The 16,607-nt window shown below is 44.7% G+C and carries 14 protein-coding genes; 6 read left to right on the top strand and 8 right to left on the bottom strand.

The genetic code is table 11. From position 1 onward, the window contains the following. Positions 1–27: 27 nt before the first annotated feature. Positions 28–492 (bottom strand): hypothetical protein, encoded by a 465-nt coding sequence (locus tag UL82_RS00285; RefSeq protein ID WP_232009495.1) that lies wholly within the window; start codon positions 490–492, stop codon positions 28–30. Positions 493–1,067: 575 nt separating this feature from the next. Between UL82_RS00285 and UL82_RS00280 the strand changes: the two genes are divergently transcribed. Then, positions 1,068–1,730, top strand: a complete 663-nt coding sequence (locus UL82_RS00280) for a sugar O-acetyltransferase (RefSeq protein ID WP_046438306.1) — start codon at positions 1,068–1,070, stop codon at positions 1,728–1,730. Between the two features lie 31 nt (positions 1,731–1,761). On the opposite strand, the gene UL82_RS00275 is transcribed toward UL82_RS00280, so the two are convergent. Further along, positions 1,762–2,184 carry a MarR family winged helix-turn-helix transcriptional regulator gene (locus UL82_RS00275; protein WP_046440992.1) on the bottom strand — a complete coding sequence of 141 codons (423 nt, stop codon included), beginning with the start codon at positions 2,182–2,184 and terminating at the stop codon, positions 1,762–1,764. A 19-nt stretch (positions 2,185–2,203) separates the two neighbouring features. Between UL82_RS00275 and UL82_RS00270 the strand changes: the two genes are divergently transcribed. Beyond that, positions 2,204–2,557 (top strand): DUF1304 domain-containing protein, encoded by a 354-nt coding sequence (locus tag UL82_RS00270; protein ID WP_046438304.1) that lies wholly within the window; start codon positions 2,204–2,206, stop codon positions 2,555–2,557. Between the two features lie 72 nt (positions 2,558–2,629). Here the strand turns inward: UL82_RS00270 and UL82_RS00265 are convergent, their stop codons facing one another. After that, positions 2,630–4,270, bottom strand: coding sequence for a DUF885 domain-containing protein (locus UL82_RS00265; RefSeq protein WP_046438302.1), 1,641 nt, complete (start codon positions 4,268–4,270; stop codon positions 2,630–2,632). A gap of 226 nt (positions 4,271–4,496) precedes the next feature. Here UL82_RS00265 and UL82_RS00260 point away from each other — a divergent pair, with 226 nt between their 5' ends. Then, positions 4,497–5,483, top strand: coding sequence for an ROK family protein (locus UL82_RS00260; RefSeq protein ID WP_046438301.1), 987 nt, complete (start codon positions 4,497–4,499; stop codon positions 5,481–5,483). 71 nt (positions 5,484–5,554) lie between these two features. On the opposite strand, the gene UL82_RS00255 is transcribed toward UL82_RS00260, so the two are convergent. Both UL82_RS00255 and UL82_RS00250 read right to left on the bottom strand, forming a co-directional pair. After that, positions 5,555–6,109 (bottom strand): gamma carbonic anhydrase family protein, encoded by a 555-nt coding sequence (locus UL82_RS00255; protein ID WP_046438299.1) that lies wholly within the window; start codon positions 6,107–6,109, stop codon positions 5,555–5,557. 63 nt (positions 6,110–6,172) lie between these two features. After that, positions 6,173–6,745 carry a nitroreductase family protein gene (locus tag UL82_RS00250; RefSeq protein WP_046438297.1) on the bottom strand — a complete coding sequence of 191 codons (573 nt, stop codon included), beginning with the start codon at positions 6,743–6,745 and terminating at the stop codon, positions 6,173–6,175. 135 nt (positions 6,746–6,880) lie between these two features. Between UL82_RS00250 and UL82_RS00245 the strand changes: the two genes are divergently transcribed. Further along, positions 6,881–7,738 carry a lipase family alpha/beta hydrolase gene (locus tag UL82_RS00245; protein ID WP_083966362.1) on the top strand — a complete coding sequence of 286 codons (858 nt, stop codon included), beginning with the start codon at positions 6,881–6,883 and terminating at the stop codon, positions 7,736–7,738. 41 nt (positions 7,739–7,779) lie between these two features. Here UL82_RS00245 and UL82_RS00240 read toward each other — a convergent pair whose 3' ends face one another. Next, entirely contained in the window at positions 7,780–8,790 is a 1,011-nt protein-coding gene (locus tag UL82_RS00240; RefSeq protein ID WP_232009494.1) for a Sir2 family NAD-dependent protein deacetylase, read from the bottom strand. Positions 8,791–8,989: 199 nt separating this feature from the next. Between UL82_RS00240 and UL82_RS00235 the strand changes: the two genes are divergently transcribed. After that, complete coding sequence (locus UL82_RS00235) at positions 8,990–10,186, top strand: glycosyltransferase 87 family protein (RefSeq protein ID WP_052735826.1); 1,197 nt, start codon at positions 8,990–8,992, stop codon at positions 10,184–10,186. On the opposite strand, the gene bsaP is transcribed toward UL82_RS00235, so the two are convergent. Continuing rightward, on the bottom strand, positions 10,157–10,411 hold the full coding sequence (gene bsaP, locus UL82_RS10735; protein ID WP_083966361.1) for a biotin synthase auxiliary protein BsaP: 255 nt from the start codon (positions 10,409–10,411) through the stop codon (positions 10,157–10,159). The two genes, UL82_RS00235 and bsaP, sit on opposite strands and share 30 nt — an antisense overlap. After that, positions 10,408–11,403: a biotin synthase BioB gene (gene bioB, locus UL82_RS00225; RefSeq protein WP_046438295.1), complete on the bottom strand. Its 996-nt coding sequence runs from the start codon at positions 11,401–11,403 to the stop codon at positions 10,408–10,410. Before bioB ends, bsaP begins: the two co-directional genes overlap by 4 nt. Before the next feature lie 1,175 nt (positions 11,404–12,578). Between bioB and UL82_RS00220 the strand changes: the two genes are divergently transcribed. After that, entirely contained in the window at positions 12,579–16,145 is a 3,567-nt protein-coding gene (locus UL82_RS00220; RefSeq protein WP_046438294.1) for a SpaA isopeptide-forming pilin-related protein, read from the top strand. Positions 16,146–16,607 lie beyond the last annotated feature (462 nt).

Here is a 16,607-nt window from a genome sequence, read left to right as displayed (position 1 = left end):
AATTCGCGTTATTTTTAGAGTTCGGCTCTATTGACTAATGCAGTGAGACGATTCTCTCCCACTTTCACTCACCCAAATTGACCGGGTACGGCTAGGAAAAACCGAAGGAAAAGGGTCTTCGGCATCGAGCTCTAGCTTTGCAGCAACATCCCTTATCGGGTCTTCTTCTTGATCTTCTTCAGCTTCTGGTACTTCAACAATGGTCGTGAAAATGAAAAGGGCATAATTTTCTTTCTCCACATCCGTCAATTTGTCTCCAAATCCAACAATTTCATCAGTAAGGAGAGTAAAAAGCGGCTCTGGACTGCCTTCCATATAAGCCTGTTCTGATGCTAAAAGAACGTTGTACGACTCTCTAACACGTTCTACTGCTTCCTGATACTTGCGCTTCGCTGCTGGTAGTGAGTCGTGCGCGCTGAGAAATTTGGTGATAAAACACCAGATGTCGGTGTTTGGATTTGAGCTTTTACTTAGCATAGAATTCGATGTCATTTTGAAGTCCAGTTAGTGTTATATGCACTGTTTTGCTTGTATTGTCTTGTTGTTTTGCAGTATTTTTCAGCGTGATTGTCACCGGATCTGAAAACGAAGTTATTCGCTTCTTTTTGGCTTTTCTAGATCGCCTTTATGGTTTTTAGATAATGAGTCCTTTCTCCGTTTGAGACACATAGGCAATTCTATGCTGGAACGGTAGCCATGGTTATCAGCGGCAGCTTCTGTAGTGCGGCCTTCGGATTCTTCGAAGAGAATCTTGATGACTTCACCTTCAGCAAATCCTGCGCTTTGACCTAGTGCCAATTCGGTAACTTCTCATTAATTAGCAAATAGGTCATAGGCATTTCGGTAGCAGCTGCAGTTACCGTAGTGGCTATAGAAGTAGCAATAAAGCCTAAGGTTATTACTGTTAATTTTTCGAAGAGATAAACTCATTTTTCCTCAATTCCGATAGGTTGGTTTCCCTGTCCTACCCGCGAAATAATCATCAGCATCACCAGAGATAAACTTAGCAGTTGTAATGCTAAATAAACGCCACCCATTACCCAAGTTCACTCTATACTCAGACAACTATGAGCTTTAATGCATGGACGTATTCTTCTCTTCAAGATCAGCGAGAAGAAAAATGGCATCTGCCCTTCGCACCAGAAATTAGCGAAGTAACTGCACGCACTGCCGAATTGGTTTATGACTACAACCACCTTCGCCCTAGTGCTACAAAAGAAAAGCAGGCGTTACTAAGTAAAATCCTGGCACCAGGTTCTGGTTCCTGCATCATTAAACAGCCAATGACCATTGAGTATGGTGTAAATACTTATATCGGTGAGGGTGTTTTTATCAATTATGGGGTCACTATTTTAGATACCGCCGCGGTACATATCAGCAATCGCGCTATGATCGGCCCAAATTGTCAGTTTATTACGGTCACCCACCCCGTTGATGATACTGAAATGCGCGATGGTGGTTGGGAAATAGCACATCCTATTCATATTGGTGTCGGCGTGTGGCTAGGTGCTGGAGTTACGGTTCTACCTGGGGTAAGCATTGGTGATTATGCGGTGATCGGTGCCGGATCTGTGGTTACTAAAGATATCCCAGCTCATACTATTGCGGTAGGTAATCCAGCACGCGTGGTGCGTAGCCCTCAAGAAGATCGCTTTGAGCGCAGCCAACTTCCACCCGAAGTACCGGTTCACGCACTAAGCCAGGCTATGAGCAACGATCCTGCCCACTAGCCTAGATTTTTCTCTATGCTTCTTGGATCTGCTAGCTAAGTGGATGAATTTTTCCTATGATGCGTTGCAGATCGTTCATATCTTTTTCATCAAAACCAATCAACTGGGTGGTTTCTTCATGCATGCGGGCAGCTCGGTTCTCTAATTTTTTCGCTTTATTGGTGAGGTAGAAAAAGATTTTCCGGAAATCACTTCTGTCATGCTTTCGGGTAACAAATTCTTCTTTTTCCATGCGTTTGAGCACTGGTGATAGCGTGCCCGAGTCAAGATCTAACGCTTGGGAAAGCTCACTAATATTTTGACCATCATGTTCCCATAGGCAGATAAGCACTAGATACTGCAAGTAGGTAATGCCCCACTGGTCAAGGTATGCCCGGTACATGCGTTGAAGAAGACGCGACCCTTTGTACAAATTAAAGGATATATGCTGGTTCAATGGCTGATTCTCAGGCATGGAGCTAGTATAAGCCAGCATGACCATCATCACCACGATCTTTACCGTCTTAGCATCATTGCTACATATTTTTATTTTCTATCTCGAATCTTTTGCTTGGACAACACGCGCTCGTAGCGTTTTTGGAACCACCGAAGAATCTGCTGCACAAACCAAAGAAATGGCGTTTAACCAAGGGTTTTATAATCTTTTTCTAGCACTTATTGCCCTAGCGGGGGTAGTATTTTCCCACCCTGCCCTTATTGTTGCCGGTCTGGGCAGTATGCTTGGCGCCGCACTAGTACTTTTTATTACGTCTCCGGATAAACGTTCTGCGGCCAGCAAACAGGGTATTTTCCCCTTGCTCGGTCTTATTTTCTTACTCATTGGTTAATGAGCCCAATAAAAACTCCTGGCCAGCTGTTACTATCTACGTGCAAGGAACTGGCCAGGAGTTTAGGAGTTTTTAGTCAAGAATCTGATCGCGCACAATCGACATCGGGATAGATCCTAGAGCAAGTGCTCGGGAGTGGAATCCTTTTAAGGTTTGTCCCTGTTCGAGTGCGTCGTCACGCAATTGTTGCCAAAGACGCTGACCTAACGCATAACTTGGTGCCTGCCCTGGCCAACCAAGATAACGATCAAGTTCAAAGATCAGGTTAGCTTCATCCATGGCTGAATTTTCCCGAAGGAAGTGCCGGGCATAGGATGCATCCCAAATTCCTTGACCATCAGGGATTTTCTTACCCAAGTGCACTCCGATATCAAGTACCACTCGGGCAGCTCTTAACCGCTGTGCATCCAACATTCCCATGCGGGTACCGGGATCATCATGATAGCCAAGTTCTGCCATAAGCTGTTCAGCATACAGTGCCCAGCCTTCACCGTGGCCGGAGTTCCAGCATGCTAATCGACGCCACATATTAAGCCCGTCACGCTCAGCAATGGCTTGACCGCATTGCAAGTGGTGCCCTGGGACAGACTCGTGGTAGACCGTGGTGAGTTCTTGCCAAGTATGGAAAGTGGTTTGGCCTTCGGGTACCGACCACCACATACGTCCTGGACGGGCGAAATCATCTGAAGGTGGGGTGTAGAAAATTCCGCCGGTTCCAGCCGGATCAATCATGGCTTCACAGGTGAGCATAGGCTCTGGAATATCAAAATGTGTGCCATTAAGATCACTAATTGCCTGATTAGCGGTATCTTGCATCCAACGCTTGAGTGCGTCAGTACCTTCGATAAGGTAGCGCGGCTCCTCGTTAAGTTTTTTCATTGCCGTGCGAACTGAGGTTTCCGGTCCATAAAGCTGGCTGGCAATGGTTTCTTGCTCTGCAATGATGCTTGCTAACCGGTCTAGACCCCACGCATAGGCTTCGTCTAGGTCAACTACATCACCAACAAAAAGGTGGGAGAAACGCTCGTAGCGATCGCGACCGACGGCATCTTCTGGTGTAGCCACTGGTAAAAGATGTTCACCGAGCCATTCGGCCATATCAAAAAAGGCTTTTTTCGCTGCTAACAAAGCGGTATTGTCAGCAGCAACCCCAAGATCGTCAAGCATGGAGTTGTTTTCAGTCAGCGCCATGCACTGATCAATCACTGCATCAATTTGTCTGGATGCTGCGACTTTGCCATGGCTAGCCGATTCGGCAAGCGATTCCCGGTAACCAGCTAATGCTTTTTCTACCTGAGCTAATCGGGATTCAATGGCTGCCAGGTTGTTTTTATCCATGAGCAAAAAGGTGTCACGGATTTCTTGTACTGGCGAGGCAATGTTATTCAGTTGGCGCAGGTTTTCTCCGGCGTGATGCAGGCTGAGATCCAAGCATAGGCGGTCACGGAGTACTTCTGCGGTGACCAGATCTACTTCATCGAAGTCTTCATCATCATCGGATTCGTCGGTGCCATCATCAAAGGCATCGACATCAGCGAGCATTTCACGGGTGCGGTCAGCAACTCGTTCCCAGTATTCGGGGCTAAAATCTTGTAATTCGTGGTCATAGCCAGCAATTCCCCAGGCAGTTGCTTGAGTCGGTGATATGGCTGCAAGATCCATAACGAAAGACTCGCACGAAGCATCGAGAAGTGAAGGCGTTCTGTCAGTCATGATTGGCAAGTGTACTTTCTTTTTGTTATTAGTCTAGTTTCCCCGGTAGCACGTCTCTAACTTTTGCTTGACAATATAATTGCAACAAGACCTTGCTTTTCGACGTTCCATTGTCCATATTTTCACAAATGGACTGTTACGTTACCTAGAAGCAGGAATAATGCTTAAATTGGTCTATCTATAGAAAACCGGGAAAACTTAAGTTGGGTGGGCTATATTAGTAAATATGTCCCAACTCAGCGGTCAGCTAGCGTTCCGTCGTCCGTCTTCACCTGCTGCTGTGTGTCTACATCTTATCCGTCACCATCAGCCGGTTTCTCGGGCTTTTTTAATGGAGCATTCCCACAAATCTCAACCAACTATCACCCGCGCAATTACCGCATTACTTACTGCTGAACTTATCCAGGAACGCCCAGATCTTGCCACTACGCAAGGACCAGGCAGACCAACCATACCGGTCGAATTTTCCCAAACTCCCTGGGTTCAAATCGGTGTAGCCATTGGTACAAAATCTACTTATATTGGTGCGTACACCACCCGCGGTCAAGTAATACGCGAGCACATGATGGATCTTACCGTCGCTAAGATCTCTCCCACAGAGTTTATTAACCATCTGGTCACTGCAATTAACTCTATTGTCACTATTATCGGGCGGCCACTTTCTTCACTGGGTGTGTCCACATCCGGTGAGGTTACTCCGGAAGGGATTGTTACAGCAGACAATCTAGGTTGGGATCAATTTAATCTTGCAGCACGTATCCGCCAGCATATTAATGTTCCCATCACAGTCTCTAGCGTGGTCAGTGCAATTGCTGGCGCTGAACAGCAGCTACAAACACCAAGTCGATCCCATCGGGTTTTGATTTTCTACGTCGATGATTCTGTTGGCGCGGCAGTTACTGGTCGTTATGGGGTAGAAACAGTCATCTTCGATCAACTCGATACCCTAGGTGATACCGCAGTGAAACTTGCCAATGAAGTAAACCCCAATATCATTGTTTTCGCTGGTTCTGCCTTTGCTTCCTCGACAGATGCGCAAGCTATTAGCCAAGCTCTCAAACGGACTCAACACCGCAATATCGAGTTACGGGTTATTCCGACCCACAAGGATAATGCTCGTGCAGCCGCTCGCGCAGTGGGTATGGATCGTCTTATCTACGATCCGCTAAGCATGGCAAAACGCATGTCTGTGCTTACCGACCCACTAGAGTAAACCAACATATTACTTAAGCGACCCCAGAACTTAATGGTTAAGGGTCGCTTAAGTATTTATTTCTATCAGCGTTATTCGAAGCGTACCTGTGCTAGATCAACACGCTGAGCTTGCTTATGATATAGCTCAGCAGTAGCAACATATTTGGCTGCATGCGGAATAAAGGCTTGCGATTGAGCATCGGATAACTCTCGACGAACTTTAGCCGGTACGCCAGCAGCTAAAGACTTTTCTGGGATTTCTTGGTGCTCAAGTACAACTGCACCAGCAGCAATAAGCGAACCACGACCAATGACACTATGCGATAACAAGGTAGATTTCATACCCACCAGCACTCCGTCGCCAACTGTAGCGCCATGAACAAGTGCCATATGGCCTACTGTGACATCATCACCGAGAATACAAGGTGCATCCTCATCGACGTGCATAACCGAATTATCCTGGATATTAGTGCGCTGGCCAATACGGATTGGAGCAATATCGCCCCGGAGCACACAGCCATAAAACACCGAAGAATGAGCACCGATTACTACATCGCCAATAATTGTTGCATTAGGTGCAATGAAGGCGGTGGCGTGAATTTTTGGGGTATGTCCGTTAATGGAAATAATAGTGGGTGTGCTCATCTCAAGCTGTCCTTTCGTTTCTCCACATTATACTCACACCACCTGGCCTATTATCAGCAAAAATTAGTAATGATTAATAATTTGGCGATCAGCTTGTCGACCCGGATGTGCTGGGTTTTCATCGGGATAACCCAGTGCAACCACAAAAGCCACGGCGCGATTTTCTGGCGCGCCAATTGCATTACGCACAGCCTCTGCGTCATATCCGGTAGTCGGTGAGGTAGCCAGGCCTTCACTCGCAGCGGCGATTAAGGAAAAACTACCCAATATCATGGCATCTTTGATAGCGGTTTCCCGCAAACTAGCCGCATCGAGAGTGGCAAAGAATTGTCCCACCCATGTAGCACGCTCAGCAGGAAGAATAGTTTCTAAATCATCTGGAACATCCGTGCGTGCTAGGAAAACAAGCACCACCGGTGCATTTTTGTGTTGTTGTTGGCCAGAAGCTGCAAAAATAGCATCTTTAATATTTTGGTCACGTACTGCAACAACATCGGCACGCTGAGCATTAAATGCAGATGGTGCTGCACAGGTGAGATCCAAGACGCGCTGGAGAACATCATCAGAGATATCTTGATCCTTATATTTGCGCGTAGCGCGACGGTTTTCTATAACCTGAGCCGCAGTCAAAGACATATCGTTTCACTTTCTTGAAGAAAAATTTTTTAACGTTAGCACTTTTCTTAGCACTAACAGTTGATATGTCATCAGATTCTATCAGTAATTATTGCAGGCTACCTGCAATAACTTTTTAAGACTATTCTGGAAAACATGGATGACCAGCCAACGCCTAACCCCACCACAAGAAAAACCAACTCGAGTGCCAAAAACGTCGAAAAGCAGATAACGTCTACCCCGCTGCCTTATCTTGCTCGAATTCCAACCAGCGGAATTTTTGAAGATGATTGGCGGGCACGTCCTACTCGCAGCCATCCTTACCCAGTTATTTTGATTCATGGAACTGGGGTCACTAAATCTGATTGGAAGGATCTGGGCGCTGATCTGCGTCAGGCTGGCTACGCAGTATGGGCACCAGATTTTGGGAATCGCTCCACCCAACCAGTAGCCGAATCCGCTGCTCAGATAGCTGCTTATATTGATGCAGTATTACAAGTCACCGGGGCGGAAAAAGTTATTCTTGTTGGACACTCCCAAGGCGGGGTGCTTGCTCGATTCTGGATGCATCACCTAGGTGGGGCACAAAAAACTCACCACCTAGTCTGTCTTGCGGTACCCAACCACGGGACTACCCCTGGCGGGATCATTAGTTCACTAACACGCACTGCCCAAGGCGGACGGTTTATTGACAATATTATCGACACGTGGTTTGGCCCTTCTGGTTTTGAGTTGCTTGATAATAGTCCGTTAATTGAAGAGCTCAATACCCACGCCGAAACCCTCAATAATGTCTATTACAGCTGTATTGCTACTAAATCTGACGTAGTAATTTCTCCCCCTGAATCCTGCTTTTTAGCAGGTGAGAATGTTCATAATATCTTTATTCAAGACCGTCACCACTTTGCTGTAGTGATGCACGAAGATATGCCCAAAGATGCCCGAGTGCGAGCACTTATTCTGGAAGAGATTAATCAATACAATGACAAAGCAACTACTATCGAAACTACCTAGCAATCCAAATGAGTAGACGTCGATAAGCATAAAACGACAGTCTACAACGATAATTCTTCTTTAAGTTGACTAAAAGCAGCTGTTATTGAGCTACGCCAGACAATATCTGCCCTAGTATCAGCGCGCCCTGGACCACCGTTAATAACGGCTACTTTCTTGCCTTGCTTTTGGGCGTCGATAATAATGCGCATACCGCTCATCACTGCCAAAGATGAGCCGATCACCAGTACTGATGAAGATTGTTTTAAAAGCTGTGCCACCTTGCGTTTAGTAGTACTAGGTACCGGTTCCCCAAAATAAACTACATCGGGTTTAAGCATCAATGATCCACAATGTGTGCACCCAATGAGGTTGAATCTGGCTACGGTTTCCTCGGAAAGGTACACATCGCCATCGGGATTAACCATCGCAGGATCAAACTTGATGGATTCAAGATAACCAGGGTTATGTTTGATGGCACGCTGTTCATAGTCAGTGCGAGTTTCTTTTTGCCCACAATCCAAACACACTATCAACGACATATCCCCATGGATCGCCACCACATTTTTCGATCCAGCACGGGTATGCAAACCATCGACATTCTGGGTAATAATCGCATGGATCATCCCGGCGCGTTCCAGTTCGGCTAAAAAGAGATGTCCATTATTAGGTTGCGCCTGAGCCATTTGCCGCCAACCAACAAAAGCTCGCGCCCAATAACGGTGTAATGCCTGTTTATCATGACGAAATTCCTGATAGGTCATGGGGCGATGTCTGGTTAAAGAACCATTTGGGCCTCGATAATCAGGGATCCCAGAATCAGTAGAAATTCCTGCTCCAGTAAGCACAAGCACCGACTTTTCCCGCAATTGTGCTGCTATTTCTTTTACCGCGATTTCTTGTTTCGTGGGAATAGTGGTTTCTTCAACTACTCTACTGATAGAGCGCAACGCGCTGGCATGAGCATGTTTTATAGCGGCACTTGCACCTACTAGAGATGCATTGCTTGCTACGGAATTCTCTATAAAGCTGTTAGACATAGTGTTTTTCGATGCACCAGTAGTTTCTTTCATTAGCTTTTATTCCTCCGCTATTGTTTTTAGTGTTTTGTCTGTCCACACCACTATCTGCTTATACCCACCACAACTAGTACAACCAGTGTTTACGCTGACTGCTTATACTAGGTATTTCTTATAGTTCGTTTTATCTCTAGTAGCTTTTATCTAAAAACCAACTAGTTAGCTGCCCATACAATTCAAGTAAAGATCACACGTGTATATTCCTGATGCTGTTTTGCCCTATACCCGCCGTATTTCTTGGTGTGCGTTTCTAGCGACACTGATTATCGCTAGCTATTGGTTCATCATTAATAATGGCTCTTTGGGGTGGTATTACCACATCGATGCCGATGTTTATTACGAAGGTGGCAAGGCATTTCTTTTGGGCAAACCACTGTATACCCAGCGTTTTTCGGTCAATGGTTTTAGTTTGCCTTTTACCTATCCCCCACTGGCAGCCATGCTTTTTGCCCCTATGGCCATAACTAATACGGTTGTCTCTGCTATGGCTCTTACCGCGGTATCTATTATTTTGCTCTGGTGGGTAGCTGTACAAATGTTGCGTGCTACCGGCACAGATAGTCCGAAACTACTGGCCTTGTGGCTTATGCCCATTCTTTTGCTTTTTGAACCAGTTCGGCAAACACTATCGTTTGGGCAAATCAATATTATGCTTATGGCATTAGTAATTGCCGATACAATTGCACCGCGCCCATCCTGGGCACGTCCATTCCAGGGAGCACTTATTGGCCTGGCAGCGGCAATTAAGCTCACCCCAGCAGTATTTGTGTTGTTTTTTCTTTTCCGTTGTCAGTGGAAAGCTTGTGCGGCAACTATTGTTTCTTTCTTGTTCTATACCACTATCGCAGCAGTTATTCGCTGGGAAGATTCTTATTTATATTGGACAAGCACTATTTCTGATCCCAACCGCATTGGTGGGTTAATCTATTCCGGTAACCAGTCATTACGTGGCATGTTGGTACGTCTTATCGGAGCTGATACGGCACAGTCTGTGTGGCTTCCTTTAGCAGCGTTAATTGGCTTGATTATTGCGCTGGCAATGTGGCGTATGCGCACCCACGCCCCGGAGCTTGTTGTACTGAACTCTTTGGTGGCATTACTATGTTCGCCGGTGAGTTGGTCGCATCACTGGGTATGGCTGGTACCGCTTACTATTGTGGCTGCTTCTTATTGCTGGTGGTGGGCAGCAATTGTTGGCTTTATCAGTTTAGCCAGCACGCATTGGTTACTCTCACCTGCACGAAATGCAGCGACCGCATGGCACTCTTGGCAACACATTGTGGGCAATTCCTATGTGTTGCTTAGTTTCCTCGTGCTAGCGGTCGCTATTGTATGGCCACCAGTTAGATCACATACCCGCTTATCGACGTCCCAAGTACACCGAATCTAATTCACCATGGCGGGAACATTTCGCCAACCAACCATCCGGGCGCACCTGAACGACCATCCGACGGCCACATAACTGGCAAAACCGTGGTGCTTCCAAACCAGCTTGTGCCGATGGCGATAGTTTCACCACAACATCATCGGTTACTTCTTGTCCGGTATTGGGATGAAAAAGCGGCTGTTGTCCGGAAAGGACTGCGCTTAACAACTCCTGTTCAATCACTTTTATACGCTCACATTTAAGGCTTTAATGGGCAGGCGCAATTTACCTAACATATCGAGATCATCTTCCATAGGGCGACCCAAAGTAGTTAAGTAGTTGCCCACAATCACTGCATTAATTCCACCAAGCAGGCCTTGCTCAGTACCGAGATCACCTAAAGTAAGTTCGCGGCCACCAGCAAAGCGCAAAATAGTGTGTGGTAGTGCAAGCCGGAAGGCACCGACTACACGCAGGGCATCCTCTGTTGCCATCACTTCTTTATCCGCAAATGGGGTGCCAGGGCGCGGATCAAGGAAGTTCATCGGTACTTCCTGCGGGTCAAGTTCAGCCAGTTCAGCAGCAAATTCGGCTCGTTGTTCTAGGCTTTCTCCCATACCAAGGATGCCACCGGAGCATACTTCGATTCCAGCTTCAGCAATCATGCGCAGAGTTTCTCGTCGTGATTCCCATGTGTGCGTGCTTACTACATGAGGAAAAAAGCTTCGTGCTGTTTCCAAATTATGGTTGTAACGGTGAATTCCTACTGCTTTAAGTCGATCTACTTGTTCTTGGGTTAAAATGCCTATCGACGCAGCAACTTCGATATCCACCTCGGCTTTAATTGCCTGAGCTGCTTGCTCAACCTGAGACATCAACCGCTCATCTGGTCCTTTCACCGCGGCCACAATACAGAACTCGGTTGCCCCAGATTTTTGAGTTTGTTTAGCTGCTTCCACCAAACCAGCAATATCAAGCCACGCGCTGCGTACTGGTGATTCAAAAAGTCCCGATTGAGAACAAAAATGGCAATCTTCTGGGCAACCACCAGTTTTTAACGAGATAATGCCTTCTACCTCGATTTCTTCGCCACACCAAGCAAGGCGTACCTGATGGGCAAGCTCAAGAAGTTCAGGAATTTTTTTGTCTTCTAGTTGTAAAACCGCCAAAATTTCGTCTTTATTCAGTCCTTTTCCTTGTTCAAGAACTTTTTTTCGGGCTAGTTCAAGAATATTGCTCATGGGTGCTCCTTAGAAAGCATAATTAAACGCTGTTCAATGCTTACCCTTAGACCTTAATATAAGTGTTGAACAGCGTTTAATTTCCTACCCCTTATGTGTTTAACATTGAAAACCATCAGCTTCACTCAAGAAAGCTAAAAGTCTTAAGTACTCCCCACGTGGCCGCAAATAAACACGATCAGATGCCAAGCTCACCTTTCATCACCCACACAGTAAGTGTGTCTCATTTATAAAACCAATATTTTAAATAAAGTAAATAAAATTCATATTTTCTTTTTAGTAATATTCAAGGTTTTTCACAGATATTCCGGAGTGAATTTTTAACAATTGATCACGATTGCCAGATTGGACGCAAGACTTAATAACTGCTTTTCATGGCAGTTATTTGGTAATATTTTTTAACCCAGTTGTTTAAAAAATAACTGGAAAATTTAAAAAAGAAGCCACACCACGGGTACATGGATTGATCGAAAAATAACTAAGAATTATCCATTTTTCTCACAAAATTTTTACTTAAAACTGTATCTGAACAGTACTTTTCTATTGATAGCAATTAGCTGGGTAACAAAACGTCACCCAGCACATCCCACCAATATTTCATTATCAAAAGTAGGTTCATAAGACACATATATCAGACCAATTGAGCAATTTTATTCACTGAATATAAAGAATATTATTGTCACTCAATGATGAATAAAATATGCCCCTCTTGCAAACAAATCCAAACAGTCTACTACCAATTAGGCAAGGCTCAACACACTACCCCCAATTGCGTTCCAAAAAATCAATAATATTCAATAACTTCTAGCTGTGATCTAATCCATAGCGATAGTTATAAGCACCATAAATCATATATTTTTAGTATTAATAAAATTAACTACCTCATTAATATGAGAAATTTATCTATGGAAAAGCTATTACTGTCATAGATAACAATCATGTTAAATCCTGTATTCAAGGCCCAAATCAAAGATTTTTACCCGAGGTAGCACATATCATAATCTGGCCATGCTCCTATATGGTGAACGGACTTCACGCATGCATCAGGTATTTAGACCAGATATTTTTAAGAAAAACTGTTTTACCGTTAGTTAGTCACCATAATTTTGCGCTTACTTACTTGATGCCTTCGTGAAGAGTCGTTCAAATCCCCTCACCTTAAGGAACGATCCTCAGTGTTTGCTCAGTTCTCTCATCGCATAGCTGTCATAACTGCTACTAGCGCTTTATTAGCTGCGTCAACATTTGCGTATCCGCTACACACTACTGCTGAACCAATAGCAGAAGACGCAATCGCGCACGAATACGACTATTTAGAAATACCAGAAGATCCATTCGACGAAACCGGAGAACATCTCTCTCCAGATTTAGATATAGATGACCCTGACCTAGACGAAGACACAACAACCCCCACGGAAAAAAACGAGTCCACGGAAAAAAGTGCCGACCCTGCTACCGAATTAGAACTCTCAGATCTCCCTCAAGCATCTGGTCCATTACAATGCACACCGGGTAATTTTTATTCTCTTGCTTCTCATAGCGCTCAAGCCGGCAAGGTCTACCATATTGAAGACACAGGTAAAGGTTTTACCCCTAGCACAGAGCCTCTTGTTGATTTTTCAACCTTATTACCGCCAAACAATCCTGACGGAAGACTATCGAAAAACGTCCCTACAAGACAGCCACTTAATGGCCTAGCAATTGGTGATGATGGTAAAAAAGCTTATGCCGTTCATCTAGAACTACCGCATAAGGTGACCAAGATTTTTGAATCAACAGGCATTTACCAATGGGATGCCACCACAAATAAAGTTACAGTAGGAACCTACTTCAATTCTACACCTATTATCCGTAGTCGCTTTTTTATCGCCGGTGGTACAAACCCAGCTAATGATGATAAGTACTACTTCGGTGGCTATAAAGCAGTACTTGATAAAGGAAAGTATGAAATTCGCTTTCACCTTTTTATGTATGATCCAGCCACCCAACAAGTTGGCCACCTAGGTTATGTTGTCGCATATAAAACATTTTTTTATAACGAACTCCATAATGGTGATCTTGCCTTTGACCAAGATGGCAATATGTACATTCTGTACCACAACCCCACCTACAACGTGGTACGTGTAATACCAGTAACCGCAGAAAGTTTGACAGAAGCAGAAGCACATGGTGCAGTCTATGCTGATGAGGAAAAACCACTTTCTACCGCAAATGAAAACTATGAAATTGCTTCCCAAAATGTCCGTGACCTCGATAAATTCCAGCGTATCGGGGGAACTTATAATGGTTTAGCATTTGCTGCTGATGGCAATATGTATGCGGAAACAACAAATTTCGGTTCCGGTACCGTTACTATCCAAAAATTGGACTCCAATAGCGGTAGTACTCTTTATTCTGGCACTGGTAACCGCACATGGACTATGGGGTTAGACCTAGCTTCCTGTATCCGTATCCCCACCGTCGAGCTAAAGAAGAACATTATCTCGCGCGATAAACCAACTGATCAATTCAAGCTCGACATTTTCCGTGAAGATCTTGGCACCACCAAAGATAAAGAGCTCACGAGTGCCACTACCACGGGTTCATCAACAGGTATCCAAAAAGAATATGCTGGCCCAATTCCAGCTATCGTGGGCAAACGCTACCGAATCCAAGAAAGTGGTACTGCTAATGAGGGTGCTATCTCAGCGAATTTGGATCATTATCGTTCCTCTGTAACCTGTACCAATGAAGAAACAAAAGAAAAGATAGAACTTACCGAAGTTCCAGATAATACCCGAGCGTGGACATTCGAAGTACCTGACAGTGCCAAACATGACCACCCACTTATCTCTTGTACGTACACCAACGAAGCTAGCGGCGACATCAAGTGGAAGAAAATTTCTGAAAAAGATGCTGATAAAAGCAAAGATAAAGCATCAGGTCTAGCTGGTAGTACCTGGGAATTACGTAAACAAGGTGACCCTAAAGTTTTGGCAACCATTGAAGACTTCGTTTGCACCACCCCAACTAGTGCTGACTGCCTTAAGAAAATCAAGGAACAAAATCGCCTCAGCGAACTTGATTATGCCGATACTAATCCTGCCGCTGGTGAGTTCCTAGTTCCTCGTCTGCCCTATGGTTCTTATACCCTGACTGAAACAAAGGCGCCTGAAGGCTATCTGCTTCGGAAAGATCCCATTGAATTTACTATCGACGATTCCTCCGAGCGTCCCTACCCTGTTAACGACGGTGTTATTACCAATAAGCCTTCGCAAGCAGAGATCTCATGGGAAAAGGTTGATGAAAACTCTAAGCCGCTGGATGGTTCTTCATGGAAGCTCATTCCAATCATTAACGGTAAGCGCGATGAAACAAAAGCAATTACGGTGAAAGACAATGACGAGAAGGATGCAAATAAAGAAGCTGGTCACTTCACCTTAAAGGATATTCCGCTAGGTAAATATGTTCTAATCGAAACAAAGGCGCCAACCGGATACCGCTTAAGCAAGCCGGTTGAAAAAGAAGTCGAGGTATCTGAGTCCAAGAATAAAGTTGACCTCGGAAAAATCGAAAATATCCCAGCACGTATCGAATGGGAAAAAGTTGATTCTAAAACTTCTCAGCCCTTGGCTGGTTCAGTATGGACACTGACCTACCCAAATAACAAAGAAGTCACTATCGAGGATTGCACCACCGCACCGTGTAAGGGGCCTGACCTTGATCCAACAGCAGGTAAGTTCTCTATTGTTGATCCTGGTAACGGACGCTATACCTTAAAAGAAAAGACTGCCCCAGCTGGTTATAGTCTTCGGAAAGAGACTATCTCGCTAGAACTTAAAGAAGACGGTTATACCATTTCTGGAATAGGTGATGAGGTATCCAGGAAGTGGCAAGTTGATAGCAAAGAACGTGTTATCAGCTTGAATATCGGTAAGATCACCAATGATAAATCCACTGCGCACCTAAACTGGCGCAAGCTTGCCGCTGCTACTCCAGAGCAAAAAGCTGAGATATTACTAGGTGGTTCCGAGTGGACGCTAGTCCCAGTCAAGGATGGTAAAGCAGATGAAAAGAATGCAATTACTATCGTCGATAAGACCAACACTAATGAAGGTGTCCGGGACGAAAATGCTACCGCCGGTGAGTTCTTGGTTAAGGATATTGAGGTAGGTACTTATCTGCTACGCGAGACAAAAGCTCCAGCAGGCTATCAGATCAGTGAAGAGCTACGAAATGGTGTAGAAGTCACTATTACTTCAGATCAAACTGGCACCACCATCAAGCTCAAAGATCAATACAATAAGCCCATTACTGGCAACGTCATATGGCAAAAGATTGATCCAGAAAAGAATGCTCTGACTGGTTCGGTGTGGACAATTGTCAAGGTAACCGAAGATCATAAACCAATTGCTGGTCAGGAAGCTATACGCATTGAAGACTGCACCGAACAAGCTTGTACTGGATACGATAAAGACGCTGTTGGCGGTAAATTCCGGGTTGAAAACCTTGAATTTGGTACCTACAAGTTACAAGAAGTGCAGGCTCCTGCAGGGTATAAGCTTGAAAAGAAGGAACACTACTTCACCATCTCCGAACAAGGTGTCGTTGATGCTGGTTCCTTTGTTAACCACATCGGTAGAGGCATTAATCTACCGTTAACCGGTGGCCGTGGCTCCTATATATTTATCTTATTCGCACTAGGTATAAGTGCTATCTCACTAATTAGTGCAGGTACATTCCTTAAGCGCCGTCGCGGATAACGGATAACAAATAATGGGTATCCAAGGTAAATCCTTGGATACCCATTATTATTTTTCCCTTGTAATGCCTCCTAAAAACATTATGTTTTTAATTTTCAAGCGGTAAACCCATATAACGAGATCTATTAGCAAAACACTAACTTGTATGAACTAAAGAAAATCTGAATACTGCAGCCAATATTGTCTGCAGTATCTTTTATCTTCTTTAAATATGAGATGTTCTGCTTAAGGCTTTTTCTACTCTGATAACAGAATATGTATTTAAAAACTTGTGTTCTACACAGGTCACAATCATAAAAATAAACGGTTAATACACATTCAATTCTTATGCCAGCGGAAAAATATTAGCATCACAGATACCGCACCTTATAAGAAACTAAATCAAAACCCGTATCTCACAATAAACCGACCCACTTAGCGTTCCGCGCATACAACTAGCCCTTATCCCATCTCTAAGGACAC

The sequence above is a fragment of the Corynebacterium kutscheri genome, assembly GCF_000980835.1.
GTDB lineage: Bacteria > Actinomycetota > Actinomycetes > Mycobacteriales > Mycobacteriaceae > Corynebacterium > Corynebacterium kutscheri.
Note: the sequence above shows the minus strand (reverse complement) of the source record. Positions and strands in the feature narration are given on the sequence as shown.

Bases quoted from the DNA above. Each gene is read 5' to 3' on its own strand.
- UL82_RS00250 (WP_046438297.1), bottom strand. From the start codon at position 6,745: ATGTCTTTGACTGCGGCTCAGGTTATAGAAAACCGTCGCGCTACGCGC.
- UL82_RS00245 (WP_083966362.1), top strand. From the start codon at position 6,881: ATGGATGACCAGCCAACGCCTAACCCCACCACAAGAAAAACCAACTCG.
- UL82_RS00260 (WP_046438301.1), top strand. From the start codon at position 4,497: ATGTCCCAACTCAGCGGTCAGCTAGCGTTCCGTCGTCCGTCTTCACCT.
- UL82_RS00275 (WP_046440992.1), bottom strand. From the start codon at position 2,184: ATGCCTGAGAATCAGCCATTGAACCAGCATATATCCTTTAATTTGTAC.
- UL82_RS00240 (WP_232009494.1), bottom strand. From the start codon at position 8,790: ATGAAAGAAACTACTGGTGCATCGAAAAACACTATGTCTAACAGCTTT.
- UL82_RS00285 (WP_232009495.1), bottom strand. From the start codon at position 492: ATGACATCGAATTCTATGCTAAGTAAAAGCTCAAATCCAAACACCGAC.
- UL82_RS00270 (WP_046438304.1), top strand. From the start codon at position 2,204: ATGACCATCATCACCACGATCTTTACCGTCTTAGCATCATTGCTACAT.
- UL82_RS00280 (WP_046438306.1), top strand. From the start codon at position 1,068: ATGAGCTTTAATGCATGGACGTATTCTTCTCTTCAAGATCAGCGAGAA.
- UL82_RS00265 (WP_046438302.1), bottom strand. From the start codon at position 4,270: ATGACTGACAGAACGCCTTCACTTCTCGATGCTTCGTGCGAGTCTTTC.
- bioB (WP_046438295.1), bottom strand. From the start codon at position 11,403: ATGAGCAATATTCTTGAACTAGCCCGAAAAAAAGTTCTTGAACAAGGA.
- UL82_RS00255 (WP_046438299.1), bottom strand. From the start codon at position 6,109: ATGAGCACACCCACTATTATTTCCATTAACGGACATACCCCAAAAATT.